Here is a 23,512-nt window from a genome sequence, read left to right as displayed (position 1 = left end):
GCCGCTGCCCGGACGGAAGTCCTGGTGGCAACCGGCCGGCTCTCGGCAGGACGCAGGCGACCGAAAGTGCGCCCGTGCGCCGGATGTGCCGGAACCGGTGGGTGCCGGAACGGCGATCAGACCCCGGCCGAGGACATGGACCCCGCGGCACGCCCGTCCGTCGAAACGCGGGGAAGAAGCGCCAAGGCCTGATCCGCAGCCCCGTTGACGACCTCCGGGGCGGCTCCCGCCTTGCCCAGGGCCTCAAGCCCTCGGAGCACGGCAAGGAGGAGGCTCGCGAGGTTGTCCGCGTCCGTGCCGGCGTCCAGCGAGCCCTCCGCCTGGGCCCGTGCGATGCAGTCCCGCAGCGCGCTGTGCAGCCCGCGGACAGTAGCCGCGATCCGCTCGGCAACGCTCTCGTCGACGGACGACAGTTCGGCGGCGATCTTGGCCATCATGCATCCGCGCCGCTCCACGTCCCGGGTGATGCCCTCGGCGACATCGCGTACATGCCGCTCCAGCTTGGGCAGGGCAGGGCCGGGACCACCCAGTGCGGAGCCCCAGGCTTCCAGCGCGGCGCTGTTGTAGCTGTCCAGAGCCCGCAGGAACAGCACGTGCTTGTCCCCGAAAGCTCCGTACAGGCTCCCGCGGCCCAAGCCTGTCACGGCGCTCAGGTCGTCGATGGAGGTGCCGTTGTAGCCGACCGACCAGAACTGGTCTCGGGCAGCCTGAACAACCTCTTCTTCGTCGAACTGCCGAGGCCGGGCCATGGGACAACTGTACGCCGCGTACAACAACCGTGATCAACCTCGGCAACCGCCTCAACACCGTTGCTTCACGGCCCGGAAGTCACAGCGCAGCGGGTGTCGTACCCCGTCACAACTCCTCCTCGACCGGCAGCTCCAGGAGGAGCTCATAGCCGCCGTCCGCCGTCGGGCCGGAGGTGACGGTGCCGCCGAGGAGGGCGGCGCGCTGCCGCAGGCCGACCAGGCCGTAGTGCGAACTGGGCAGTGGGAGAGCGGGCCGGGTCGGCGCGGTGTTGCTGACGGTGACACGGACGGCGTCACCCTGGTAGGAGGCGCGCACGGTCGCGGTGGCACCGGGTGCGTGCTTGCGTACGTTGGTGAGCGCTTCCTGCACGGTACGGTAGACGGCGCGCTGGAGGGCCGACGGAAGGCCCCCGGGCAGGTCCGTCGCCAGTTCGGTGTCGATGCCGCTGGCGTCGACCAGCCGCCGCAGGTCGGCCAGGGACGGCTGCGGCGTCAGTTCCGTGGGGCGGCCCTGCGAGTCACGCAGAACATTGACCATGTGCCGCAATTCGTCCAGCGTCTGCACGCTCAGCCGCCGGATCGTGGCCGCGGCGTCCTTGGCTTCGGCGTCCCCCGTGCCGACCTGGAGTGCTCCGGCCCGCACCGCTATCAGACTGACCTGGTGGGACACCACATCATGCATCTCGCGCGCGAGCTCCGCGCGTTCCTGGGCCAGCGCGGCCTGGGCGGTCAGCCGCCGCTCGTGGTCGCGCGCCAGCGAAATCTCGGCGAGCCGCAGCGACAGATCACGCCGGGCCTGCACGAGCTGGCCGAGGAAGACGACAGCGGCGGCCGTGGCCGCCGTATAACCCAAGGTGATCACGGCCGCGGTGTTCCAAAGGTCGAGGCGCGGCCACGAGACCATGTCACTGAGCGTGAACGCCATCACACAGGCCGCCAGCAGGGTCCGGCGCCGAGTGAACGTGGCGAGGGTGTACAGCGCCGCCAGACAAGCGACAACCGCGTCCGAGAACAGAACCGCGGGCAGGGTGAACAGGAAGACGAACAGCGGCCAGCGCCGACGCAGCAGAAGCAGGCAGGCAGCGGCCAGGGCCGCACCCATGCGCAGCGGATCGTCGAGGGAGACGTTGACCCGGACGTCGAGCAGTGCCGCGCCGACGAAGGCGACGTCGCGCAGCGTGTCGGCGCAGCGGCGGGACATCATCCCGGCTCCAGGTCCCGGGGCGGTCTGAGGAGTCCGGCCCGTTCGGCCAGCAGGGCCGCCTGGACGCGGCTGCCCACCTCCAGCTTGGTGAGAATGGCGCTCACGTGATCCTTCACCGTGCCGGTGCTCAGGTGCATCCGGGCGGCGATGTCGACGTTGGACAGTCCCTCCGCGACGAGGACGAGCACCGCACGCTCACGATCGGTCAGCGCGTCCAGACTGCGAACGTCAGGTCCCTGGCAGCCGGCCTCGAGGTACCCGTCCACGACCGCTCGTGTGACCTTGTACGACAGTACGGTGCCCCCGTCGGCCAGGGCGCGGACGAGAAACGGGAGCTCCTCCGGGTCGGTGTCCTTGAGCAGGAAGCCTGCCGCGCCGCGACGCAGGGCAGTGGCCACGTACTCGTCCATGTCGAACGTCGTGAGCATGGCCACCACGGGTGGCTCCCGCAGTCCGCGCAGATCGGCGAGGACGGTGAGTCCGTCCACATCCGGCATGCGAATGTCCAGCAGCACGACGTCGGGACGCCGCTCCTGCGCCGTCTGGACCGCCTCCCGGCCAGGAACCGCGGCCACGACCTCGATGTCGTCCGCAGCGTCCAGGATGCGTTGAAAGCCCGTGCGGATCAGAGCCTCATCGTCGACCACCAGTACCCGGATCACGCGTGCTCCCACTCACCATCGGAACACTTCCGATTGGTACCACGCCGACGAGCACCCCGCTTCCCCATACCGAGGCCATCCAGGTGGCGGGCCTGTCCCCAGCCAGTCGGCGGGGACGTTCCGGACTTCTGCCGGATGGTTTCGGCCGCGGGATTCGCCAACCCTGGAGGACATCCGCACAACGTGTCTGCCGCCATGCGCTCCCCGGCGGCACCGGTGGCCAGGGCAGACCGCCCGCTCCCGTCGGACGGACGTCACCACGACCGCGGACCGGCATCGACCGGGCAACAACACGCCCCCGGCGTCCGGCCGGGCGAAGTAGGAGGGCAGTCGCATGACGATCCGCCTGACACTGCTGTGCGTGCACGCCGAGGACGCACCCGCAGATGCGATCCTCGGTCACGCCCCGCTCAGTGAGCACACCCTGCATGAGGTCGGCGCGGTCCTGACGGCGCTTCCTCCCCACACGTCGGCCTTGCGGTCGCCGTCCGCCCGCTGCGCACGGACCGCTGTGGCGCTCGGGCTGAAGACCACGGTGGAGCCGGCACTGCGCGACCTCGACTGCGGCACATGGCGCGGCCGCACAGCGGCCGACATCGCCGCCGAGGACCCGTACGGATACAGCGCCTGGCTGACGGACCCGGACGCCGGCCCGCACGGCGGCGAAACCGTACGGCAACTCTGTCGGCGCACGGCGAACTGGCTCGACAGCCTGCCCCCTCAGACAGGCCCGGTCCTGGCCCTCGCCGAACCAGCCGTTGTCCGAGCCCTGCTCGTCCATGCCCTGAGCGCACCGGTACGAGCCTTCTGGACACTCCAGGTACCGCCCCTGTACACCGTCTCCCTCATCCGGCGCGGACACGTCTGGAGCATCCAGCCGGTCGACTCCGCCGACGGGCGGCAGCGGCGAGGCCACCGCCCGCAGCGCCGTCGCCCCGGCCCGTTCGCCCTGGGTGGCGAAAGTCCGCCCTACGGGGACCTGCGCAGCGTGGCGGCGCTCGTGGTCATCCGTCCAGAACTCGGGCAGATACCGTTCTCGGTCAACCGGCGCAGGGCCGCGGCAGGTGGCGCGGGCGCCAGGGACGCCGACCTGGCCGTTCTCCGTGCGGCCGGCCGTGCCGAAGTACTGGCGCCGCGCGCCCGCAAGGCAAGCGCGGACCTGCCCGGGCTCCCCTCGGAATTGCCCGCACCCGACTGGCGATCAGTCACCTGATCACCAGCGGCATCACCGGGCGGACAACAAGCATCGCCCAGCAGGACCAGCCCTACCGGCCGCCCAGGCCGCCCGCGAGACGGTCATGTCCGCGGCTGCCCGGCCATTGATCAAGGTGGCGGAACCGGCTGCCCATTCAATTCCCCGGCGGGAAGAGTCGAGGTCGCAAGGCACGGGCCGCCACATCAGGCCGGCCCGGCTCGTCCCCCAGGGAGGGAATCGGAAGATGAACATCTACAGGCGGTTCATGCTGGCAGCAGCGGGCGTGGCCATGGGAGCCGGGCTGCTGGCCATCGCGCCGGCGCAGCCGGAGCACCGGTCCGTCTCCGCTTTTGTCACCACGCACCGGCCGGGTGTCGACGCCGTCCAGAGCCACCAGAGCGACAAGGCCGACAGGTCAGCCATGGACACCCGATGCTGCTGAATCGTCCGTCCCGGGCTGCCGTCGAAGAGCCTGGCTGATCAGCGCCTGATAGGCCCGGATCTGTGGAGCGCGCTCCCGGGCGATCTGATCACTGTACTGGCGGTAGAGCACTCTGATGAGCCGTGCTCTCCCGACCTGTCGATCACACCGGGCGTCGTCGACGGCCTGTGCGATCTCCGAGCGCCGGACTTGAACGGCCCGCCGGGAGACGGCATTGCGGTCCAGGGCTGCAAACCGGTTCTGGGCATCCCCGGGAGTCCGGTAGCGGTACCCGCGGGCCGCCATGCAGGCGCTCCAGCGGCGGTCTGCCGCGATGACCCCGGGGTCGCGGCGGATGCGGTCGTCCACCTCGAAGCGGAGGTTGACGACCACCGTGTCGGCAAGTACCCATGACCGGAGTTCGCCGTAGACGCTCTGTTCGGCCCGGCTCGTGCATCCGTCGGTGTAGACGAAGGTGACCTCGCCGTTGGGCAAGGTGATGTCCAACCGGTGTCGGGGCGTGCCGAAGAGGGCGTTGGAGTACGTCTGGCGGTCGCTCCCGGACAGTCTCCGGACATAGTCCTCGTTGGGGTCGATCGGTCGGTTCGTGTTCGTGGGCGCCGTGGTGATGCCGTAGCCCATCGTGCGGTGAAGCGGCACGTCATCACCATGGCGCGGATCCTGTGCGGCGGGTTGCGGTGTCGGCAGCCGCCACCGGACGGGCCGATAGCGCCAGCCTCGTTCCGTCATGCAACGGCTGACAGACCGTTCCCGGGCTTCGAAGAGGGGTTTTCGCTCCCCTTCCCGAGCCAGCTCCGCCATGCGGGCTCCGGAGAGAGTGCCGCCGGTGGTCGTGGGGACGACGGCGGGGGCTGGGGTGTGGCAGCCGGTGACGGCACCACCGAAGAGCACGCAGCACGCGAACGCCACGGCTGCGGCTGGCCGAATGCGATGGTCAAGGATGCGCATGGGAGGCGGCCTCTGAGTCGTGAAGGGACCAAGAGCTCTCCGGGCGGCAACTGACCGCCCGGAGAGTGTTGTTCTTCAGCAGTTGGCCCGAGGCCGTGTCAGCAGTTGCCGGTCCACCGGTTGCCTTCGCCTCGGTTGGCGGGGTTGTGGTGCCACCAGCCGTGGCCTTGCGGGAGACAGCCGAGGATGCGGCCGCCGTCGCCGATGAGGTAGACGCCCAGTCCGCTGGTCCCCGAATTCCACGAGGACTGGTCGTTGTGGTAGGCCCCGGCCTGTGAGGTCTGGCGCCAGTCCGGGTTGCTGTACTGGAACTTGTACCGGTCGCCTTCGTAGCTGTCGAGCGTCCACACACAGTAGTAGCCGGCGACGCACACCTGTGCCTGCGGCGTGGCGCTGTCGGCAGCGGCGGGACCGGTTGTTCCGGCAACCGCACCAGCGGCCGTGAAGGCCACGGCCGCCGCGGCCGCCGTGAGGCGAGAGCGGAGCTTCACTGAGATACCCCTCTGTCGAAATGGATTCGGCGGATCGCACCGCGGCTGGACCGTTGTGTCCCGCACCGGTGCGATCCGTGCTCCACCCTCCGTTCCTGAGTGGCCGCACAGCGACATGATTCGGTGAGACCCGAAGAGCCCACATATGAGATCGATCATCCAAAATGGTGTAAAGGTGGCGTGATTCGGTCTGTCCCCACAGGAACATCGCGTGCAACATCGACGCGGACAGGCCGGACAGGGGAAGGGCTGTGACCTACCGCATTCACTTCACGGCTGAGGATCTGGCACGCACGAAAGTGGCGCGGACGGCGCTGCCGCTGATGGAACTCGATCTTGCGGCGCGGGCGTTGCGGGACCGGAGCCGGCCTCTCCATCTGGACGCCTGGCGGAGGCGGACACGCGGGCGTCTGACCGTTCAGGGACGTATGGCGCTGTCGCTGATGCCGCCAGTGGGCTGGTCTCCCACCTTCGTCGACTCGTCACTGAACGGAGCGCCCGAGGAACTCCTCGACCGGTTGCGGGCCACACCCCGCCGACGGATCCGGCAAGAGGTGGAACTCCTCGCCAGCCGACAGGGGATTCCGGACTGGGCCGGCCGATTACCGGAAGAACGCGATCTTCAGGAGCAGTTGTACCAGGGCATGGACGAGCTGTGGTGCACCCTGTTGGCCCCCCACTGGCCACACATCACCAGTGTGGTGAATGCGGACCGCTCGCTCCGGATGCGCCAGTTCGCGGAGGGCGGTGTGGAGTGCCTGCTGAGTCGTACCAACCCGCGATGGATGCGCTGGACCCCTCCGGTCCTGGAGATCCACATGGCCAACGGTGTCGACCACGATCTCCATTTGAGTGGCCGGGGAATGCTCCTGGCTCCCTCCGTCTTCGCCACCCGAACCCTGATCGAGGACAACAACGGGCAACAGCCCATTCTCACCTACCCGGTCGCCGGTGATCAGCCGCTGTACCGGCCGGCCTCGCCGAGCCCGCGCACGGAGCGCCCGGCCTCACCGGGTCTGGCAGCACTGCTCGGCCATACGCGCAGCGCCGTTCTGTACGCAATTGCCGACCACCCCGCGTGCAGCACCAAGGAGCTGGCCACCCTCGTGGGGATCGCTCCGGCCAGCGCCAGCGAACACGCCACGGTTCTGCGGGGTGCCGGCCTCATCGAGACACAACGGCATCGCAACAGCGTCCTGCACACTCCGACGGCTCTCGGGGTCACCCTGCTCAACGGTCAGGGCTACGGCCGGGCGTAGCGGCCGGACCGCCCTGACCTGCGGGCCCGGCCGGCTTCTGACCGACGTGGCCATCGGGCCTGTTCGGTGAGGAGTGATCACTCCGGCAGTGCGTAGGCCCCTGCGGCGATGTCCTCGAAGAGCGTCGGGCCCATCGGTGCCCAGCCGAGCAACTCCCGGGTCCGGGTGCTCGATGCGGTGACGTCCATGCCGAAGAACCGTCCGATCCAGCCGAAGTGGGCCTGGACTTCCTCCAGCGCGACCGACACCGTCGAAAGGCCCAGGTGGTCGCCGATGGCGGCGGCTATGTCGCGGGAGGGGAGACCGTCCTCGGCCACCGCGTGCATCCGAGAACCCGCCGGGGCCTTCTCCAGCGCGAGCCGGACCATCCGCGCCGCGTCGGAGCGGTGGACGGCCGCCCAGCGGGTCGAGCCGTCGCCGATGTAACCGGCCGCCCCGTGCTCCTTCGCGATCTTCGTCAGCGTCGCGGTGAAGCCATGGTCGCCCATGCCGTGCACGGTCGGGGCGAAGCGCAGCGCCACTGGGCGGACCCCGTGTTCGGCGTAGGACAGGGCCAGGTTCTCGCTTCCGCCGCGCATCGAGTCGGCACCGTGGTGCGGCGACGCGTCGTTCTCGGTGAACGGCCGCTCGGTGATGCCCGATGCCAGCCCGGAGGCGAGCAGGAACGGCCGGTCGCTGCCCTTGAGCGTGTCGAGCATCCGCTGGACGGCGGCGCGCTCGCTGCGGCCGGCTGCGGCGTAGTCGGAGAAGTCGTGCTTGAAGGCGAGGTGGATGACGCCGTCGGCCGCCGCGGCTGCCGAGGCGAGGCTGTCGAGGTCGTCGAGGCTTCCGCGGTGGGCGGCGGCGCCCTTCGCCTGGAGCGTGGCAGCCGCCTCGTCGGTGCGGGCGAGGCCGACGACCTCGTGGCCGTCGGCGAGGAGTTCGTCGGTGACGGCCGAGCCGATCCACCCGGAGGCACCGGTGACGAAGACGCGCATGGCGGGCATCCCTTCCATGGGTATGTCAGTGACTGACATCGACGCTACCACCTCATGTCAGTAACTGTCATCGCTACACTCCTCGGCATGGGTCGCTGGGAGCCGGATGCACGTGGGCGGATGATCCGCGCCGCGATGGAACTCTTCGCCGAGCGCGGCTTCGAGCAGACCACCGCCGGCGACATCGCCGAAAGCGCCGGCGTCACCGAGCGCACCTTCTTCCGGCACTTCGCCGACAAGCGCGAGGTCCTCTTCGACAGTTCCGAAACCATGCAGCGGACCGCGTACGACGCGATCCTGGCCGCGTCGGGCGACCTGTCGCCGCTCGACGCCGCACTGGCCGGGATGGTCGCGGGCGGCGCTCTGCTGGCAGACCGCCGCGACCACGCCGTTCGCCGCTCCCGGATCATCGCGGCCAACCCCGGCCTGCACGAGCGCGAGCTGCTCAAACTGGCGGCGATGGCGGATACGACGTCCGAGGCACTCGGCAGGCGAGGCGTGACCGAGCCCGACGCCGGCCTGGCCGCCCACATGGCGGTGACGGTGTTCCATGTCGCGTTCGCCCGCTGGATCTCGGCGGAGGAGCCGCGCGGTCTCGACGCCTGCATCGCGGAGGCCGCGGCGGCGCTGCGTGCTCTGAAATAGCAATTCCGATCCAGGCCCTGGTCAGCCGCAGCGGGGCGCCAGGAGGCGTCGCAACGAGGCGGCCGTCGGGCATGAGAAGGGGTCAGGAGCCATACGGAACATCGCCGTTCGGACATCCGCCGCATTGCTGTTCGGACGTCCGCCGGCCGGCGATGCACCGGTCGGTACTGCGGCCCTGCGTGCGCATACTCCCCAGTCGGGCCGAACAGCCCATGCCGGATGACCCGAAAGTCTCTAACATCCGATATATGCATGGATTCGCAGTGGCGGCCACCATGCATCAGCGGTCCCTGCTGGAGATGACGATGGCCCGAGCGGACAACCACCGGCCGATCGTGGTCGGTGTCGATCCCGATCCGGCGAAGCGGATGGCGCTCGCCTGGGCGGCCGACGAGGCGGCACGGCGCCGTGTGCCGCTGCGCCTGGTGAACGCCGAAGGCGTGCCCACCCCCGAGTTCCGGAGATGGCACGTGCCTGCCTCCTGGGAGGCGTGGAACCAGGCGATGCACGTGGCCGGGGAGCAGGTGCTCAAGGCGGCGGTGTCCTTCGCGGAGGCCCGGCAGCCGCAGGTCGAGGTGGGCTGGCTGCTGGCCGAAGGGAATCCGGCGTGGATCCTGGCGGAACAGAGCAACGACGCCACTGCCGTCGTGCTGGGGTCGTGGCACATGAGCCGGGTCAAGGAGGTGTTCGGCGCCGCCTCGATAGTCCTGCCCGTCATGGCGCATGCCCATTGCCCAGTGGTCGTGGTGCCCGAGTCGGAGCACACCGCCGAGCAGCCGGGGTACTTCGTCGTCGGCGTGGACGGCAGCGCGCGTTCCGCCGCCGCCGTCGGCTTCGCCTTCGAGGAGGCCGCCCTGCGGGGTGCGGCGCTGCGAGCGCTGTACGTGTGGCAGCCCGGGCTGCTCGGGGTGCTCGACGAGCACGCGGCGCAGCAGGAGTGCAGTCGTCTGCTGCACGAGAGCGTCGGCGGCGGCACCGCGTACCCGGACGTGGAGGTGCGCCACGAGCTCATCAGTGGCCATCCCGTGAAGGCGCTGACCGAGGCGTCCGCCCACGCGCTGGGCCTGGTGGTGGGGACCCGGGGACACGGCGGCTTCACCAGCATGCTGCTCGGCTCGGTGAGCCAAGGCGTGCTGCACTATGCCCGCTGTCCTGTCATCGTCGTGCCGAAGACGACCGCCTCAGCCGGGCAGAACCGGTCCTGACGTCGCGGCACGACGTGAACCATCCGGCTCTCCCCCGGCCCATGGCCCGGTCACAACACCTCCGGGCGGACGATCACGACGGGGCAGCTCGCGTGCTGCGCGACATGCTGGCTGATGGACCCCAACAGGGCGCGCGCGAAACCGCCCCGCCCCCGGCTGCCGACGACCAGGACCTCAGCTCCTTCGGCCGCCCTGAGAAGCACGTCGACGGCGTTGCCCCGCACCACAAGTGCCCTGACCGAGGCGGCTCCCTCGGCACCGAGGACATCTGTCAGTTCCTGGGCGAGTGCCTGCCGGGCGGTCTCCTCGTCGAAGTCGCTGTCCACGGCGGGTGCCGACCAGCCGTAGGCCCCTGGTAGCTCCCATGAGGCCACGGCGTCCACGCCGCCGCCGACGAGACCGGCGTACCGGACGGCCCAACGCAGCGCCGCGTGGGAGTCCGGCGACCCGTCGACGCCCACGACGACGCGGGGCCCCGAGGCATCCCTGCCCATGTGTCCCACCTCTCCCGTCGACCTCGCGGCCGGCCGCGCTTGTCCACACCCCTTGCGTCCACGCTGCGCGGCTCCTCGGCGGTCCGCCAGGTGAGCGGGGCCAAGAGGGCGGCCCTGCCGCCCGGGGCACGCCACCTCCGCAACCGCCCCGCCCACTCGTCACGGCAAGAAACCGACAGTCGCCCTATGTGATCCACTCGGAAATCTCTCCGGCCCGGGCCACTGCGCACGGCGACCTGCTCATCGTGCCCACGGCGCGTGCGGTTGTGACCCGACTTGCGGCACGGGATGCTGAGGGGGCACGAAGGGAAGCGGTGTCATGGATCGTTTTCCGAAGGCGACCAATGTCGAGTTCCGCAGTCCTGTGGACCTCTCCAAGGCCGCCACCGCCGTGCTGGACGGCGACGGCCGCATCACCGGATGGGGATCCTCGGCCCAGTGCCTGCTCGGGTATCCGGCCGAGGACGTACTCGGCCGGCCGGCAGCCGAGCTGCTGGCGACGGCCCCTGGGCAGCTGCCGTTCGCCCTCTGCAAGGCGAACATGCCCCGCAGCGCCGTGCTGGACCTCCGCCATCGGGACGGACGGACGCTGCCCGCGGCGGTGACGTTCTGCCCGCTGTCGCGCCAGGGCAACGCCGCGGCCGTCGTGGTGGCGGCCGAACTGGAGGCGCTTCGCAGCTGGGAAGCACAGCTGGCGATGCTGCAGGGCCTGATGAGCGAGTCTCCCCTGGGCCTGACGATCTTCGACACCGACATGTGCGTCGTCTGGGGGAACGCCTCCACCGACCAGGAGCTCATGGGCGTCGCCCAGTACACCGGCCGGCCTGCGTCGGATCTCTTTCCGGAAGGAGAGATCATCTCCTGGCACCACCCGCCGACCGAAGACCAGCTGATGCGACACGTGCTGACCACCGGGGAACCCGTCATCGGCATGCACTATCGCGGGCGCGCCCCCATGGACCCGGAGCGCGAGCACGTCTGGTCCTGCTCCTACTACCGGATGCTGGACGCCCGGGGCGAGCCACTCGGACTGTTCGAGGAGTCGGTGGACATCACCGACCGCTATCGCGCTCAGGAACGGCTGTCGCTCCTGGTGCGGGCGGGAGAGCACATCGGTGCCTCGCTCGACGTGCGCCGTACGGCCGCGGAGCTGGCCGACGTGGCGGTACCTCAGCTGGCCGACGAGGTGCTGGTGGACCTGCCGGAGGCGGTCATAGAGGGACGGCACCCACCGACGGGCTCGGCGCCGGAACGCAGCCTGCTGCGGATGTACGGCAGGAGCCCGGAAGAGTTCCGCACCAGCCCCGTCTCGTACCCACCGTCATCTCCGCAGGCCATGAGCCTGGCCACGGGCCGCTCCATCGTCGAGGGCTCGCCGCGCGGGGCACCGGACGAGGCGGGGTCCGCCTCGCACTCCTCGCTGTTCGTCCCGCTGCGGGCCCGCGAGGCCGTCCTGGGTCTCGCCACCTTCCGGCGCAGCCGCAACCCCGATCCCTTCGGCCCCGAGGAGCAGACGCTCGCCGAGGAACTGGCCGAGCGGGCCGCCGTCGGTATCGACAACGCCCGCCGGTACACCCGCCAGCATGCGACAGCCCTGGTACTGCAGCGCAGCCTGCTGCCGCAGCACATGCCTCAGCAGAGCGCGGTCGACGTGGCGTACCGCTACCTGCCCGCCGACAGCCGTGTGGGCGTGGGAGGCGACTGGTTCGACGTGATCCCGCTGTCCGGGGCGAGGGTGGGGCTGATCGTCGGTGACGTGGTCGGCCACGGTGTGCACGCGGCCGCGACCATGGGCCAACTGCGCGCCACCGTACGGACCCTGGCCCAGCTGGACCTGGACCCGGCCGAGCTGCTCATACGCCTGGACGATCTGGTCGGACAGGGAGCGGAGCCGGAAGTGGACGGCGGGCTGAGCGGTGAGGCTCTGTGGGTGACCTGCCTCTACGCGATCTACGACCCGGTCAGCGGCAGGTGCGTCTGGGCCAGCGCGGGCCATCCCCCGCCGATGGTGGCCGACGCGGGCGGCTCGGTGGCCCTGCCGGCGCTGACACCGGGACCGCCGCTGGGGCTGGGCAGCGGCATGCCGTACGAGAACGTGGAGCTGGACCTGCCCACCGGCAGCGTGGTGGCGCTCTTCACCGACGGCGTCGTGGAGGGCCGGGGCCAGGACATCGACACCGGGATCAACCGCCTGGCCCAGGTGCTCACCTGGCAGCGGTTCCCGCTGGAGGAGCTGTGCGACCGGGCACTGTCGGTCCTGCCGCCCGGACCACAGGTGGACGACGCCGCGCTGCTGCTCGTCCGGACCCGGCGGCTGGACGCCGGCCAGGTGACGGACTCGGAACTGCCGGCCGATCCGGCCATGGTGTCCCGCGCCCGCACGCTCACGGAGCGCCAACTGGACGCCTGGGGTCTGTCCGACCTGGCGTTCACCGCCGAACTCGTGGTGAGCGAACTGGTCACCAACGCCATCCGGTACGCGGCCGGGCCCGTCGTGCTGAGGCTGATCCGGGACCGCTGTCTGCTGTGCGAGGTCTCCGACAGCGCGCACACCGCACCACACCTGCGGCGGGCGCGTCAGGACGAGGAGGGCGGCCGGGGCCTGTTCCTCGTCGCCCAGCTGGCCCGGCGCTGGGGCACGCGGTACACCGCATCCGGGAAGACGATCTGGGCCGAGCTGGCCATTCCCGAAGAGGCCGCTGTTGCGGGGGCGGGGGCGGCCCGCCCGAGTGGGTACATTCCGGGGTGATCAGATGGTGCCCTCAGCGGTGACGGGGCCGACCTGGAAGGTGTGGGAGCAGATGGTCCACTGGGCCGGGACGAGGACCGGGGTGCGGGAGGCCGGCGGGTAGACCCTCAGGTAGGTGCCGGTGGTCAGGCAGGGTCCGCCGATGGGTCCGTTGGTGGTGCGGATGACCGCGGACACGGAGTGGGCCGGGGCGAGCGTGACGGTCGAGTGGGGCTCTCCGGTGCGGGCGGCGGACGGGCCGATCCCGCGGTGCGCGGTGTCGAGGACGCTGACGCCCGGGTATCCGCGCAGCGTGCAACGAGCGGTGCTGGTGTTGGTGAACCGGATCGGCCAGTACAGCGAGCCCGCCGCACCCTCCTTGCGCCCCATGGACACATACAGGTCGCTCACGGTGCACGTACGGAGACCACTCGACGCGTGCGCCGCCGTGGTCGTACCCCACGCGGCGCCGGCGGCCGCGCCACCTGCGAGGACGGCGGTCAGTGAGGCGATCACCACGCGCCGGGAGCGGCGCCGGGAAGGACGAGAACGATCAGACATGGCATGAACACCGCCATCGGGCGAACGGGTGGTGGATGTGTGTTACCTCCTTAGATGCTCCCTCGGCGGAAAAAGTTGTACCGGACCAATTTCCCACCGTTCTGATGGGATTGCATGCGATCCGGGCCAGGGTTGCACCCCCTCTGCCTGAGGGCGTTTCCTGGAAGTATCCGGTGGAGAAGCAGAGCGCCTGGGATTACGACACGGGCCGAGGGCTTCGACCCGTCCTGCGTTCGCCCGTCACAGCGGCCCGTCGTCGTCCAGCGCTCGACGCGGAGGTGATCCAGGTGAAAGCAGTCGTCTACGAGAAGCCCTTCAGCGTGGCTGTGAGGGATGTCGACGATCCGCAGATCCAGCACCCGAACGACGTGCTGGTACGGGTTACGTCGACCGCGATCTGCGGGTCCGACCTGCACATGTACGAGGGCCGGACAGCGGCCGAGGCGGGCATAGTCTTCGGGCACGAGAACCTCGGCATCATCGAGGAAGTCGGCAGCGGTGTGGCCTCCTTGGCGCAGGGAGACCGCGTCGTGATGCCGTTCAACGTGGCCTGCGGTTTCTGCAAGAACTGCCTCGCCGGGAAGACCGGATTCTGTCTGACGGTCAACCCGGGCTTCGCGGGCGGAGCTTACGGCTATGTCGCGATGGGCCCGTACAAGGGCGGCCAGGCGGAGTTGCTGCGGGTGCCCTACGCCGATTTCAACTGCCTGAAACTGCCGCCGGGCAACGAGTTCGAGACCGACTTCGTATTGCTCGCCGACATCTTCCCGACCGGGTACCACGGATGCGAACTCGCCCAGGTGACCCCAGGTGAGAGCGTGGCCGTCTTCGGCGCCGGACCGGTGGGGCTGATGGCCGCCTACTCCGCGCTCCTGCGCGGAGCGTCGAAGGTGTTCTCGGTGGACCGAGTACCCGAGCGGCTCGCCAAGGCGGCGGAGATCGGAGCCATTCCGATCGACTTCACCAAGGGCGACCCGGCCGAGCAGATCAGGGAACAGACCCAGGGAGAGGGAACGGACAAGGGCGTCGATGCCGTCGGCTATCAGGCCCAGGCGCACGACGCCAGCCACGAGGAACCCGCCGCCGTCCTCAACGACATCGTCGAGACGGTACGGCCCACCGGAATGCTGGGCGTACCGGGTCTGTACGTGCCGTCCGATCCGGGCGGACCCGACGAACACGCCAAGCACGGCCAACTACTGGTGTCCATCGGCAGAATGTTCGAGAAGGGCCAGCAGATGGGCACCGGCCAGTGCAACGTCAAGCGCTACAACCGCCAGCTGCGTGATCTGATCATCGCAGGGCGGGCCAAGCCCAGCTTCGTGGTCTCCCACGAACTGCCGCTGGACCAGGCCCCGCAGGCGTACGAGAAGTTCGACCAGAGGATCGAGGGCTACACCAAGGTCGTACTGCATCCGGGTCACGCGCTCGCGGCGTGAGCGCGGGAGCCGGCAACGGGCGTGCACGTGCCCCGCATCGTGCACGCCCGTTTCATTTCATGCCAGTTCGAGCACGAGCTTGCCGACGTTCTCTCCGCGGAAGAGCATCTGCAGCGTCTCGGGGAATTCGTCCACGGTCCCCTTCACCACGTGTTCCATGACCTTGATACGGCCGTCGCCGATCCAGCCGGAGATCTCCTGCGCGGCCTCCGCATAGCGCTTGGCGTAGTCGAAGACGACGAAGCCCTCCATGCGGGCACGGCGCACCAGCAGCGAGAGGTAGTTCGCGGGGCCCTTGACCGGCGTGGCGTTGTTGTACTGACTGATCGCACCGCAGACCACGACACGCGCGTGCATGGCCAGCCGGGTCAGGGCGGCGTCGAGGATCTCCCCTCCGACGTTGTCGAAGTAGACGTCGATGCCGTCGGGCGCGTGCTTGCGCAGCGCTTTGCGGACGTCGTCCGTGCGGTAGTCGATCGCCGCGTCGAATCCCAGTTCGTCGGTGAGCAACGCGCACTTCTCCGGGCCCCCGGCGATGCCCACGACCCGGCAGCCCTTGGCCTTCGCGATCTGACCGGCGATGGTGCCGACCGCACCGGCGGCCCCGGACACCACGACGGTCTCGCCGTCCTTCAACGCCCCCACGTCCAGCAGGCCGAAGTAGGCGGTCATGCCGGGCATGCCCAGCGCGCCCAGGTATGTCGAGGCCGGGGCGAGAGAGGTGTCGATCTTCATGGCGCCTCTGCCGTCGGAGACCACGTACTCCTGGACACCGAACGTGCCGACCACGTGATCACCGGGCTGGAAGCCGGGGTGATTGGATGCGGTGACCTCGATGACCGATCCGGCGCGCATCACCTCGCCGATACCCACCGGCGGAAGGTAGGAGGGGCGGTCGTCCAGCCAGCCCCGCATGGCCGGGTCCAGGGAAATGACGCGCGTCCGGCCCGCGAACCGGCCCGGTCCCGGGTCCTCGACGGGTCCGGAAAAGTGCTCCCAGTCATCGGGGTCGACCTCGCCCACCGGGCGGGCTGCCAGGCGGATCTGGCGGTTGGTCGCGGACATGGCGCCTCCTGTCGTTCACGGCTCCCGGTGACCATACCGACCAGTAGGTACGACGGTGGGCGTGACGTTCACCACACACCGGCCGTCGGTCAAGGTCCCTGAGTCCGCGAACCGATCCGCGCCCCGTCGGCCGATGGCTGCCGACCGGCCGCCATATCGAGCTCAAAACGTAACGCCCAGCAGTCTTACCAGGCATTCCTACCAGTCGGTAGCGTGCGCCGCCGCAGCCGTTCTCCACCGCCCACCTCCACGGATCAGCGCCACACCGGAAGGCCACGCGATGACATACCCCGACGACAACCGGTACCCGCCGCCGGCTCCGCCGCCGTCATGGCTTCCGCCCGGGCGTGAGCCCCATGGCAACGCACCCCGGCCCGGGTCGTACGGGCGGACTCCATGGCAGGAGCCGTACCGACACGACACACCCCGATACGACACGTACGGATACGAAGCCTCTCCGTACGGCTCGTACGGACACGCACCCCGGCACGAACCGTACGCACACGAGGCTCATCGGCAGAGCACCGACCTCGCTGCCCTCCGCTCCGCGTACCGCCTCCTGCGGCGGGTCTCCACGCTCACCGCGCTCGGCTCCTTCGTGGTGTACGTGCTGCTGTCCTGCTACGCGTCGGACCTGATGGGGTCCAAGATCGCCGGCGAGCTGAGCCTGGGCATGGCCCTGGGAATCCTCCAGCTCGTCGTCACCTTCGCGGCGGTCCTCTGGTACGGACGCAGCGCAGAACGACACGTGGACCCGTTGGCCCGGCACGTGAGAGAGCGGACGGTCCGGCCCGGCCAGGACGCGGGGGTGGCGAGATGAACGACTTCAGCTCCGGAACGCAGGCCACCGTCCTGGTCCTGTTCACCACCCTGGTCACCCTCACACTGCTGATGTGCGTGATGGCCGGACCGGACCGCGACGATCTGACGAACTTCTACACCGGCTACCTCTCGCTCACCCCGCTCAGGAACGGCCTGGCGATCGCGGGTGACTACATCTCCGCGGCCACCGTGCTGAGCACCACCGGCATCATCGCGCTCGGCGGATACGACGGCTATGTCCTGGCGGTCAGCACCGCCATGTCGCTGGTGCTGCTGATGTTCCTGCTGGCCGAACCCCTGCGCAACGCGGGCAGGTTCACGATGGGCGACGTCCTGGCCCGCAACATGCCCGGACGGGCCGTGCGTATCGCCTCCTGTGTGGTGACGCTCATGGCGACCCTCCCCTTCCTGGTCGTCCAGCTCTCGGGGGCCGGGTCGCTGCTCACCTTCATCCTGGGCCTCCCGCACCAGGAGGGCGCGCGGACGGCGTGCATCGTCCTCGTCGGCAGCCTGATGATCATCTACGCGGCCATCGGCGGCATGCGGGGCACCGCGCTCATCCAGATGATCAAGATCGTGCTCCTGCTGGGCACCAGCGTGGCCGTCGCCGCCCTGGTCCTGAACCGCTTCGACTGGCAATTCGGCGACCTGCTCCGGGCGGCTCAGCACGGCAGCGGCGCGGGCCCCGCCTACCTCAAGCAGGGCCTGCAACTGGGCACCTCCGCCGGTGACCGGCTGGACTTCGCCAGTCTCCAGATCACCGTGATCCTCGGCGCCGCCTGCCTGCCGCACATCACGATGCGCCTGTACTCCGCGCGGGACGTGCCCGCCGTACGCCGCTCCATGTCATGGGCGGTCGGCACGGTCACGACATTCTGCCTGCTCGTGATCATCATGGGCACGGGCGCGGCGGCGCTGGTGGGATCCCGCTACATCACCGCGGCCGACCCGCACGGCAGGACGTCGCTGCTCCTGCTGTCCCGGGTGCTCGGCGGCGAGGCCAACTCCGCAGGCTCGACGATTGTCTACGCGGCCGTGGCAGGCATGGTGTTCATCACCCTGCTGTCCTCGGTCGCCGGCATGACCCTGGCCGCGGCATCGTCGCTCGCCCACGACTTGTTCACCCATGCGGCCCGGCGGGGACAGGAGGCACCGCGCACGGAGATGACGGTGGCGGCGTGGGCGAGCGTAGCCGTGGGGATGGCTGCCATCACGCTGTCCACTCTGATCCAGAACTGGGACGTCGGTGTGCTGACCACACTGGCGATCTGCATCGGAGCGTCGGCCGTGGCCCCCGCGCTGACCTACTCCCTGTTCTGGCGGGGATTCACGCGCACCGGACTGCTCGCGAGCCTGTACGGCGGCGCGGCCTGCGCTCTGGTGCTGATGGTCTTCTCCAAGGCCGTCTCGGGCACGCCGTCCGCGGTCTTCCCGAACGCGCACTTCGGCTGGTTCCCCATGCAGTCCACCGGTCTCGTCTCCATCCCGTTCGGCTATGCGGCGGGCTGGCTGGGCAGCCGTCTGGACCGCCGGCGCCACGCTGCCGAAAGCCACGAGCACCGGCGGCTGTACGAGGAGAGCGAGGCACGATTGCTCGCCGCGGCGGAATGACCACGGCACACCGGTGCCGCCGTGAGACTGCTGCTAGGTTTCCGCTCACGCCTGGCACATGAGGGGTGCGGCCAATGGATGTCCTGGGGATCGATGCCTGCGGAAAGCTGGGCTGGACAGGAATCAGGCTCACGGACGGGGTCTACGCGGACAGCCTGGTCGACGTGCGGCTCGACAGCCTGATCGACCGTTCGGCCGGGGTGAGCGCGATCGCGGTGGACATGCCACTCGGGCTCGTCGAGCGGGGATGGCGCGCCGCGGATCTCGCGGCGCGGGCGTTGCTCGGGGCGCGGCGCAGCAGTGTCTTCCTCGTGGCGCCGCGTCCGGTCTGGCGGGAGCTCGACTACGGCGCGGCCGCGGACCGGTGCGAGCAGCTCACCGGCAATCGACTGAGCCGACAGACGTGGGCGCTGGCACCGAAGCTGGCCGAGGCCCGCGCGTGTTGGCTCGCCGACGACCGGATCCACGAGGTGCACCCCGAGCTGTCCTTCCGCGCCCTGGCCGGCGGTGTGCCGCCGAGCCACCCCAAGAAGACCTGGCGGGGCCAGAACCAGCGCCGCTCGCTGCTGGCCAGGGCGGGCATCGTACTCCCGGACGCCCTCGGTGAGGCGGATCGCGTTCCGCCGGACGATGTTCTCGACGCCGCCGCGGCGGCCTGGTCGGCGCACCGCATCGCGCTCGGGATCGCGGGCCGGGTGCCCGAGACGCCCGAGCGGGGTGCGGAGGACCGCGCCGTCGAGATCAGATACTGAGGGAGACCCCGGAGGCCACCGGGGACATCCCCCTGGGGAGTGGACATGGGCCGGTCCCGGAGCTGACCGGCCACCGCCGCGCGAGCAGGGGCGGTGCTTTGGACCTACGGTGATCTGAGGGAGGGGCAAGCCGAACGGGTACCACGGAGGAGGCCGCGATGGAGGAGCACTACGTGTGGGTGACGACGCGCCGCCTTCGTCCGGGTGCCTTGGAGGAGTTCGAGAGGGCGTGGCGCCCGGCCCCCGCTCCGCAGGGACTGCTCCGCGCCTTCGCGTACTGGTCGGAGGACGGAGAGGAAATCACCGGGGTGTCGTTCTGGGACTCCCAGGAGGCTTGTGACGCATGGCGGGCCTCCGAGCCGGAGGCGCAGCGACGGGCGGCCATGGCCTCGTACGTCGTCGAAGAGCGCGAGGGTTTCTACCGCGGCCGTGAACTCACCCTCCCCGGCATGGGCCATGGGTGAACGCGGCCGCTCCCCGGGTGGTGCGTGACAGCCGCCTGGTCCGCCACAGCGCGCGGGGCGGCCGGGTAGGCGCCTACCGTGAAGACATGAGCGAGATCGTCGTCATGTACGAGCTCGACCACCGGGTGCACGCGGCGCCCGCCGCCCCCGGCAGGCCGGACACCGCTGGACCGCGGACACTCTGCGGCAAGGACACCTTCGCCATGGAGAAGGCCCCTTGGAAGCCTTCCGAGCACCCTGGGGCGCCGTGGTACCCCGCGGAGTACGCGTCCACGGTCTGCCCCGACTGCGACGCCGGGATGCAGACCTGAGCTCGGTGAGGGCTCTGCGCCGTCTCACCTGACGTGGCGCGCCGGCCGGGTGGCGATGTGGAGCAGATGCTCGAGGGGGCCGCGTCGGAACAGGCGGGTCCATACCGTCGCCAGCAGGGCGGAGGCCGTGATGAAGCCGAGGAGTACCGGCAGCGCGTTCATGGATTCGTCGTCGACCAGGGCCACGTACCAGACGTCGGCGAAGAACCAGAGGGCGACGATGTGCAGGACGTAGAGGGTCAGCGCGGCCATGCCGACCGCCGCGACGGGTGAGGCCAGGCGGGTGAAGCGCGGCGTCCGCTCGGCGACCGTCAGACACACGGTCAGCACCACCAGGGCGACGCCGATGCTGCCGACGACGGAGAAGGTCGTCTGGCTGTGCGGTGCCGCCACGAGCAGCCAGGCGAGCGGAGGGTGCTCCTCGGGTCTGCCGACGGTGTCGGACCACCACGCCGACGCCGCCGAACCGCCGTCCGTGGCGGCCGCGACGGCGGAGAGCGCGCGTGGGACCAGGTGCAGGGCCAGCCAGGAGCCGCCGTAGCCGAGCAGCGCCAGCGCTCCGCCGGCGAACGCCAGCCGGGACCGGATGCCGGGCCGGGTGAGATCCAGTCTGGCGAGCGCCATCCCGGCGACCAGGAAGGGCATCCAGGTCAGAACCGGATACTCCCCCGTGAACAGCAGTTCGATGATGCCGTCCGTACCGCTGAGCCGGGCCAAGGGGTCCCCGGCGGTGACGGTCTCCGCCCAGTTCCCGTCCTCGATCGACTGCCGGATCACGTAGAGGACCTGAGGCAGCATCAGTGCGCCCCCGGCGGCAACCAGCGCGAGCGTTCCGGCCCGCAACCGGTACAGCGGGAGAACGGCCAGGAAGAGCGGCCCGTAGAAGCTGAGGATCACGTCGACCCCGGTGTCCAGGGCGTTCAGGGCGTAACCGAGGGCCACGAGGACGAGGGCACGGATCACGATCCTGGCCACCGCCTGGCGACCGGAGTGCCCGGTCCTGGGATGCGGACGGCCGGTGATGATGACCAGTGAGAAGCCGGCGAGCACCGCGAAGAGAGCCGAGGAACGTCCGCGCGCCGTCTCCAGCAAGAACCCGATCGGCCCGCCCACCGCCACGTCGGGACCGACATGGGCGGAGTACATGCCGAAGACCGCGAGGCCTCGGGCCAGGTCGATGCCGATCAGCCGCCCCGTCGACGGCGCGTCGGCCGGGACGGTGGGGCGATCCGCCGCAGGCTCACACGACACCTCTGTCGGCAGGGCCAACGATGCGTTCTGTGTCATGTGCCGAGGATCTCCCGCGCAACAGCCGCCCCGGCTCACCCCACGCGGTATCCGCTCAAGGACACCGACCCGGAGCAACTGCTTTGTCAAGCAGGAAGAAACGTCCGGTACTCATAGCCGGACCGGCCCTCCTTCGCGACCACCGCCTTCTCCACCAGGCCGTGGTCGGGGGACAGCCGGCACGCCGGGTCGGTGCGTGCGGGGTCGCCGGTGAGTGCGTAGGCCTGGCAGCGGCAGCCGCCGAAGTCCTCTTCCCGGCGCGGACAGCTGCGACACGGTTCGCGCATCCAGCCGGTGCCGCGGTATCGGTTGAAGATGCCGGAGTGCTCCCAGATCCAGGCGAGCGGCATGTCCTCGACGTTCGGCGGGTCGAGGCCGGGCAGCGTCGCCGCTGCCGGACAGGGCAGTACGGTGCCGTCCGGAGTGACCGTGAGCGACACCGCTCCCCAGCCGCCCATGCACGGTTTCGCGACCCCGCCGACGTAGTCCGGTACCACCCAGACGAGTTCGGTACGGCCGGCCAGCCGCTCCCGCCACCGTTCCACGGCCTCCGACGCACGGCGCAGCTGCTCGGGGCCCGGCATGAGTGCGGCGCGGTTGCGCAGGGCCCAGCCGTAGAACTGCGTGTTGGCCAGTTCGATCCGGTCCGCGCCCCACGACAGCGCCAGACGCACCAGGGCGTCGATCGCGTCGAGGTTGCCGCGGTGCAGGACGACATTGACCCCCAGGGGGAGCCCTGACTGCCGGACCAGCGCTGCCGCGCGTTCCTTGGCGGCGAACGACCGGCGACCGGCGATCCGCTCGGAGGACCCCGGGTCCGCGTGCTGTACCGACAGCTGCACGCTGCGCAGTCCGGCCGCCAGGAGCCCGGCCAATCGGTCCTCGTCCAGCCCCAGCCCGCTGGTGATGAGCTGTGTGTGGATCCCCGCCGACTCCGCGGCGGCGACGATCGTCTGCAGGCCGTCCCGCAACAGCGGCTCCCCGCCGGACAGATGGGTGCTCACCACGCCCAGGTCCGCGGCCTGCCGCATCACGTCGACCCAACGGTCTGTGGACAACTCGCGCGAGCGGCGGGTCAGCTCCAGCGGATTGGAGCAGTACGGGCAGCGCAACGGGCAGGCGTGCGTCAGCTCGGCGAGCAGGGCCCAGGGCCGTGGAACGCCGCTCACCGCAGCCAGCCCTCCGCCCGCATCCGGCCGAGGAACACCGGAACGTCGGTGGCCACGGGGGAACCGGGGAAGCGTGCCCCCAGGTCGCCGACGATCCCCCGGACGTCGCGCTCACCGTCGCACAGGCCGAGGACGGTGCCGGCGTGCCCGGTCAGGACCACCACGCGTTCCGGCATGACCAGCAGATCGGCGCCACGCACCCGGTCGTGCCGCAGCACCACGGCCGGGGCGAGTCTGGGGCGCCAGTGCGGCGCTGCCCCCGCCTTCACCATCGGATCTCCTGTTCCGCCAGGTCCACGGCGTCCAGCAGCGACCACAGCACCTCGCACTTGAACGCGAGCGCGGCCACCGCCTGCTCCTGCTCGGCCCTGTTGCGCGCCATCGACAGGACCAGGGGCAGCGTCTCTCCGCTGTCCCGTCGGCCCTGCCGGACGCGTGCCCGGAAATAGACAAGACCCTCGGCGTCGATCCACGGGTAGTGGCGCTCGAAGGCCTCGATGCGCCGCCGCATGAGGTCCGGGGCGGACAGTTCGGTCAGCGATGCGGCGACCGCCTCGATTGGTGACCGCAGCCGGCAGAAGTTGACGTATCCGTCGACGGCGAGCCGTACCCCGGGCAGTACGTCCGTGTCGGACAGCAGCACGGCCCGGTCCAGTCCGGCTGCCTCGCCGAGCCGCAGCCAGCGCTCGATACCGCCCTCGCCGACCTCGCGTCCGTCGTGGTCCTCGATCCTGCGCATCCACATGCGCCGCAGGTCCGGGGAGTCGAACTTGGCGGTGATGAGGGCGTCCTTGACCGGGATGTTCCGCTGGTAGTAGAAGCGGTTGATGATCCAGCGTCGCAGCTCCGCCGGGCTCAGCCGGCCTTCGTTCATGCGGATGTTGAACGGATGGCGGTCGTGGTAGCGCTCTTCGGCCACCGCCCGCAGCCGTTCCTCGAACTCCACGCGTCCCCACGGCCGCTGGGCCGCCGCAGCCGTCATAGTGTGATCTCCATTCTGTCGACGGTCAGCGACCGGGGGATCGGCGTTGT

24 protein-coding genes and 2 pseudogenes are annotated in these 23,512 nt (G+C 70.1%); 12 read left to right on the top strand and 14 right to left on the bottom strand.

Annotated features, from left to right (window positions below; translation table 11 throughout):
• Nucleotides 1-116: 116 nt before the first annotated feature.
• The 3 genes from ACIPSA_RS26680 to ACIPSA_RS26670 form a co-directional block, all read right to left on the bottom strand.
• Nucleotides 117-749 carry a TetR/AcrR family transcriptional regulator gene (locus ACIPSA_RS26680; RefSeq protein ID WP_402638694.1) on the bottom strand — a complete coding sequence of 211 codons (633 nt, stop codon included), beginning with the start codon at nucleotides 747-749 and terminating at the stop codon, nucleotides 117-119.
• Between the two features lie 106 nt (nucleotides 750-855).
• Complete coding sequence (locus ACIPSA_RS26675) at nucleotides 856-1,953, bottom strand: sensor histidine kinase (protein WP_402638691.1); 1,098 nt, start codon at nucleotides 1,951-1,953, stop codon at nucleotides 856-858.
• Complete coding sequence (locus tag ACIPSA_RS26670) at nucleotides 1,950-2,615, bottom strand: response regulator (protein ID WP_402638689.1); 666 nt, start codon at nucleotides 2,613-2,615, stop codon at nucleotides 1,950-1,952. Before ACIPSA_RS26670 ends, ACIPSA_RS26675 begins: the two co-directional genes overlap by 4 nt.
• 334 nt (nucleotides 2,616-2,949) lie before the next feature.
• On the opposite strand from ACIPSA_RS26670, the pseudogene ACIPSA_RS26665 reads away from it, so the two are divergent.
• A pseudogene (locus ACIPSA_RS26665) lies at nucleotides 2,950-3,471 on the top strand (histidine phosphatase family protein); the annotation flags it as partial.
• Nucleotides 3,472-3,573: 102 nt separating this feature from the next.
• Here the strand turns inward: ACIPSA_RS26665 and ACIPSA_RS26660 are convergent.
• Nucleotides 3,574-3,705 (bottom strand): annotated as a pseudogene (locus ACIPSA_RS26660) (IS701 family transposase); the annotation flags it as partial.
• A gap of 349 nt (nucleotides 3,706-4,054) precedes the next feature.
• Here ACIPSA_RS26660 and ACIPSA_RS26655 point away from each other — a divergent pair.
• Nucleotides 4,055-4,252 (top strand): hypothetical protein, encoded by a 198-nt coding sequence (locus ACIPSA_RS26655; protein WP_402638688.1) that lies wholly within the window; start codon nucleotides 4,055-4,057, stop codon nucleotides 4,250-4,252.
• Here the strand turns inward: ACIPSA_RS26655 and ACIPSA_RS26650 are convergent.
• Both ACIPSA_RS26650 and ACIPSA_RS26645 read right to left on the bottom strand, forming a co-directional pair.
• A complete protein-coding gene (locus ACIPSA_RS26650) occupies nucleotides 4,226-4,891 on the bottom strand; it encodes a hypothetical protein (RefSeq protein ID WP_402638686.1) in 666 nt (221 codons plus the stop codon). The two genes, ACIPSA_RS26655 and ACIPSA_RS26650, sit on opposite strands and share 27 nt — an antisense overlap.
• A 407-nt stretch (nucleotides 4,892-5,298) precedes the next feature.
• On the bottom strand, nucleotides 5,299-5,691 hold the full coding sequence (locus ACIPSA_RS26645; protein ID WP_402638684.1) for a peptidase inhibitor family I36 protein: 393 nt from the start codon (nucleotides 5,689-5,691) through the stop codon (nucleotides 5,299-5,301).
• A 251-nt stretch (nucleotides 5,692-5,942) separates the two neighbouring features.
• On the opposite strand from ACIPSA_RS26645, the gene ACIPSA_RS26640 reads away from it, so the two are divergent.
• On the top strand, nucleotides 5,943-6,950 hold the full coding sequence (locus ACIPSA_RS26640) for a winged helix-turn-helix domain-containing protein (RefSeq protein WP_402638681.1): 1,008 nt from the start codon (nucleotides 5,943-5,945) through the stop codon (nucleotides 6,948-6,950).
• A gap of 77 nt (nucleotides 6,951-7,027) precedes the next feature.
• Here the strand turns inward: ACIPSA_RS26640 and ACIPSA_RS26635 are convergent, their stop codons facing one another.
• Nucleotides 7,028-7,927, bottom strand: a complete 900-nt coding sequence (locus tag ACIPSA_RS26635; protein ID WP_402639300.1) for an SDR family oxidoreductase — start codon at nucleotides 7,925-7,927, stop codon at nucleotides 7,028-7,030.
• An 87-nt stretch (nucleotides 7,928-8,014) separates the two neighbouring features.
• Here ACIPSA_RS26635 and ACIPSA_RS26630 point away from each other — a divergent pair, with 87 nt between their 5' ends.
• Nucleotides 8,015-8,572: a TetR family transcriptional regulator gene (locus tag ACIPSA_RS26630; RefSeq protein WP_402638679.1), complete on the top strand. Its 558-nt coding sequence runs from the start codon at nucleotides 8,015-8,017 to the stop codon at nucleotides 8,570-8,572.
• A 305-nt stretch (nucleotides 8,573-8,877) separates the two neighbouring features.
• Nucleotides 8,878-9,777, top strand: a complete 900-nt coding sequence (locus ACIPSA_RS26625; protein WP_402639298.1) for a universal stress protein — start codon at nucleotides 8,878-8,880, stop codon at nucleotides 9,775-9,777.
• A gap of 50 nt (nucleotides 9,778-9,827) precedes the next feature.
• Here the strand turns inward: ACIPSA_RS26625 and ACIPSA_RS26620 are convergent, their stop codons facing one another.
• Nucleotides 9,828-10,271, bottom strand: a complete 444-nt coding sequence (locus ACIPSA_RS26620; RefSeq protein WP_402638677.1) for a universal stress protein — start codon at nucleotides 10,269-10,271, stop codon at nucleotides 9,828-9,830.
• Between the two features lie 319 nt (nucleotides 10,272-10,590).
• Here ACIPSA_RS26620 and ACIPSA_RS26615 point away from each other — a divergent pair, with 319 nt between their 5' ends.
• Nucleotides 10,591-13,020 carry a SpoIIE family protein phosphatase gene (locus tag ACIPSA_RS26615; RefSeq protein WP_402638675.1) on the top strand — a complete coding sequence of 810 codons (2,430 nt, stop codon included), beginning with the start codon at nucleotides 10,591-10,593 and terminating at the stop codon, nucleotides 13,018-13,020.
• Here the strand turns inward: ACIPSA_RS26615 and ACIPSA_RS26610 are convergent, their stop codons facing one another.
• Nucleotides 13,021-13,560, bottom strand: coding sequence for a DUF4232 domain-containing protein (locus ACIPSA_RS26610; protein ID WP_402638672.1), 540 nt, complete (start codon nucleotides 13,558-13,560; stop codon nucleotides 13,021-13,023). It lies immediately after the preceding gene.
• A gap of 287 nt (nucleotides 13,561-13,847) precedes the next feature.
• On the opposite strand from ACIPSA_RS26610, the gene ACIPSA_RS26605 reads away from it, so the two are divergent.
• The gene (locus ACIPSA_RS26605) at nucleotides 13,848-14,999 is read left to right on the top strand and encodes a glutathione-independent formaldehyde dehydrogenase (RefSeq protein WP_402638670.1); all 1,152 of its coding nucleotides are present in this window, start codon (nucleotides 13,848-13,850) and stop codon (nucleotides 14,997-14,999) included.
• Nucleotides 15,000-15,056: 57 nt separating this feature from the next.
• Here the strand turns inward: ACIPSA_RS26605 and ACIPSA_RS26600 are convergent, their stop codons facing one another.
• Nucleotides 15,057-16,064, bottom strand: coding sequence for an NADP-dependent oxidoreductase (locus tag ACIPSA_RS26600; protein WP_402638669.1), 1,008 nt, complete (start codon nucleotides 16,062-16,064; stop codon nucleotides 15,057-15,059).
• A gap of 280 nt (nucleotides 16,065-16,344) precedes the next feature.
• Between ACIPSA_RS26600 and ACIPSA_RS26595 the strand changes: the two genes are divergently transcribed.
• The 5 genes from ACIPSA_RS26595 to ACIPSA_RS26575 all read left to right on the top strand — a co-directional run bounded on the left by ACIPSA_RS26595 (nucleotide 16,345) and on the right by ACIPSA_RS26575 (nucleotide 20,024).
• Nucleotides 16,345-16,884, top strand: a complete 540-nt coding sequence (locus ACIPSA_RS26595; RefSeq protein WP_402638667.1) for a DUF485 domain-containing protein — start codon at nucleotides 16,345-16,347, stop codon at nucleotides 16,882-16,884.
• Entirely contained in the window at nucleotides 16,881-18,497 is a 1,617-nt protein-coding gene (locus ACIPSA_RS26590; RefSeq protein WP_402638665.1) for a cation acetate symporter, read from the top strand. The genes ACIPSA_RS26595 and ACIPSA_RS26590 overlap by 4 nt, the downstream gene beginning before the upstream one ends.
• A 74-nt stretch (nucleotides 18,498-18,571) precedes the next feature.
• On the top strand, nucleotides 18,572-19,249 hold the full coding sequence (locus ACIPSA_RS26585) for a DUF429 domain-containing protein (protein ID WP_402638663.1): 678 nt from the start codon (nucleotides 18,572-18,574) through the stop codon (nucleotides 19,247-19,249).
• 158 nt (nucleotides 19,250-19,407) lie between these two features.
• Nucleotides 19,408-19,713, top strand: coding sequence for an antibiotic biosynthesis monooxygenase (locus ACIPSA_RS26580; RefSeq protein WP_402638661.1), 306 nt, complete (start codon nucleotides 19,408-19,410; stop codon nucleotides 19,711-19,713).
• 86 nt (nucleotides 19,714-19,799) lie between these two features.
• Complete coding sequence (locus ACIPSA_RS26575; protein ID WP_402638659.1) at nucleotides 19,800-20,024, top strand: hypothetical protein; 225 nt, start codon at nucleotides 19,800-19,802, stop codon at nucleotides 20,022-20,024.
• Between the two features lie 24 nt (nucleotides 20,025-20,048).
• On the opposite strand, the gene ACIPSA_RS26570 is transcribed toward ACIPSA_RS26575, so the two are convergent.
• The 4 genes from ACIPSA_RS26570 to pqqC form a co-directional block, all read right to left on the bottom strand.
• On the bottom strand, nucleotides 20,049-21,311 hold the full coding sequence (locus ACIPSA_RS26570; protein WP_402638656.1) for a DUF418 domain-containing protein: 1,263 nt from the start codon (nucleotides 21,309-21,311) through the stop codon (nucleotides 20,049-20,051).
• Between the two features lie 86 nt (nucleotides 21,312-21,397).
• Nucleotides 21,398-22,480: a pyrroloquinoline quinone biosynthesis protein PqqE gene (gene pqqE / locus ACIPSA_RS26565; RefSeq protein ID WP_402638653.1), complete on the bottom strand. Its 1,083-nt coding sequence runs from the start codon at nucleotides 22,478-22,480 to the stop codon at nucleotides 21,398-21,400.
• On the bottom strand, nucleotides 22,477-22,752 hold the full coding sequence (pqqD, locus tag ACIPSA_RS26560; RefSeq protein WP_402638650.1) for a pyrroloquinoline quinone biosynthesis peptide chaperone PqqD: 276 nt from the start codon (nucleotides 22,750-22,752) through the stop codon (nucleotides 22,477-22,479). The genes pqqE and pqqD overlap by 4 nt, the downstream gene beginning before the upstream one ends.
• Nucleotides 22,746-23,462, bottom strand: a complete 717-nt coding sequence (pqqC, locus tag ACIPSA_RS26555; RefSeq protein ID WP_402638647.1) for a pyrroloquinoline-quinone synthase PqqC — start codon at nucleotides 23,460-23,462, stop codon at nucleotides 22,746-22,748. The genes pqqD and pqqC overlap by 7 nt, the downstream gene beginning before the upstream one ends.
• Nucleotides 23,463-23,512: the final 50 nt, after the last annotated feature.

The organism is Streptomyces sp. NPDC086549 (genome assembly GCF_044746205.1).
Classification (GTDB): Bacteria; Actinomycetota; Actinomycetes; order Streptomycetales; family Streptomycetaceae; genus Streptomyces.
The sequence above is the reverse complement of the archived record's forward strand: the minus strand, read 5'-3'. Positions and strand labels throughout refer to the sequence as shown.

Bases quoted from the DNA above. Each gene is read 5' to 3' on its own strand.
- ACIPSA_RS26680 (WP_402638694.1), bottom strand. From the start codon at position 749: ATGGCCCGGCCTCGGCAGTTCGACGAAGAAGAGGTTGTTCAGGCTGCC.
- ACIPSA_RS26675 (WP_402638691.1), bottom strand. From the start codon at position 1,953: ATGATGTCCCGCCGCTGCGCCGACACGCTGCGCGACGTCGCCTTCGTC.
- ACIPSA_RS26655 (WP_402638688.1), top strand. From the start codon at position 4,055: ATGAACATCTACAGGCGGTTCATGCTGGCAGCAGCGGGCGTGGCCATG.
- ACIPSA_RS26635 (WP_402639300.1), bottom strand. From the start codon at position 7,927: ATGCGCGTCTTCGTCACCGGTGCCTCCGGGTGGATCGGCTCGGCCGTC.
- ACIPSA_RS26630 (WP_402638679.1), top strand. From the start codon at position 8,015: ATGGGTCGCTGGGAGCCGGATGCACGTGGGCGGATGATCCGCGCCGCG.
- ACIPSA_RS26625 (WP_402639298.1), top strand. From the start codon at position 8,878: ATGGCCCGAGCGGACAACCACCGGCCGATCGTGGTCGGTGTCGATCCC.
- ACIPSA_RS26620 (WP_402638677.1), bottom strand. From the start codon at position 10,271: ATGGGCAGGGATGCCTCGGGGCCCCGCGTCGTCGTGGGCGTCGACGGG.
- ACIPSA_RS26615 (WP_402638675.1), top strand. From the start codon at position 10,591: ATGGATCGTTTTCCGAAGGCGACCAATGTCGAGTTCCGCAGTCCTGTG.
- ACIPSA_RS26610 (WP_402638672.1), bottom strand. From the start codon at position 13,560: ATGTCTGATCGTTCTCGTCCTTCCCGGCGCCGCTCCCGGCGCGTGGTG.
- ACIPSA_RS26600 (WP_402638669.1), bottom strand. From the start codon at position 16,064: ATGTCCGCGACCAACCGCCAGATCCGCCTGGCAGCCCGCCCGGTGGGC.
- ACIPSA_RS26595 (WP_402638667.1), top strand. From the start codon at position 16,345: ATGACATACCCCGACGACAACCGGTACCCGCCGCCGGCTCCGCCGCCG.
- ACIPSA_RS26590 (WP_402638665.1), top strand. From the start codon at position 16,881: ATGAACGACTTCAGCTCCGGAACGCAGGCCACCGTCCTGGTCCTGTTC.
- ACIPSA_RS26585 (WP_402638663.1), top strand. From the start codon at position 18,572: ATGGATGTCCTGGGGATCGATGCCTGCGGAAAGCTGGGCTGGACAGGA.
- ACIPSA_RS26580 (WP_402638661.1), top strand. From the start codon at position 19,408: ATGGAGGAGCACTACGTGTGGGTGACGACGCGCCGCCTTCGTCCGGGT.
- ACIPSA_RS26575 (WP_402638659.1), top strand. From the start codon at position 19,800: ATGAGCGAGATCGTCGTCATGTACGAGCTCGACCACCGGGTGCACGCG.
- ACIPSA_RS26570 (WP_402638656.1), bottom strand. From the start codon at position 21,311: ATGACACAGAACGCATCGTTGGCCCTGCCGACAGAGGTGTCGTGTGAG.
- pqqD (WP_402638650.1), bottom strand. From the start codon at position 22,752: ATGGTGAAGGCGGGGGCAGCGCCGCACTGGCGCCCCAGACTCGCCCCG.
- pqqC (WP_402638647.1), bottom strand. From the start codon at position 23,462: ATGACGGCTGCGGCGGCCCAGCGGCCGTGGGGACGCGTGGAGTTCGAG.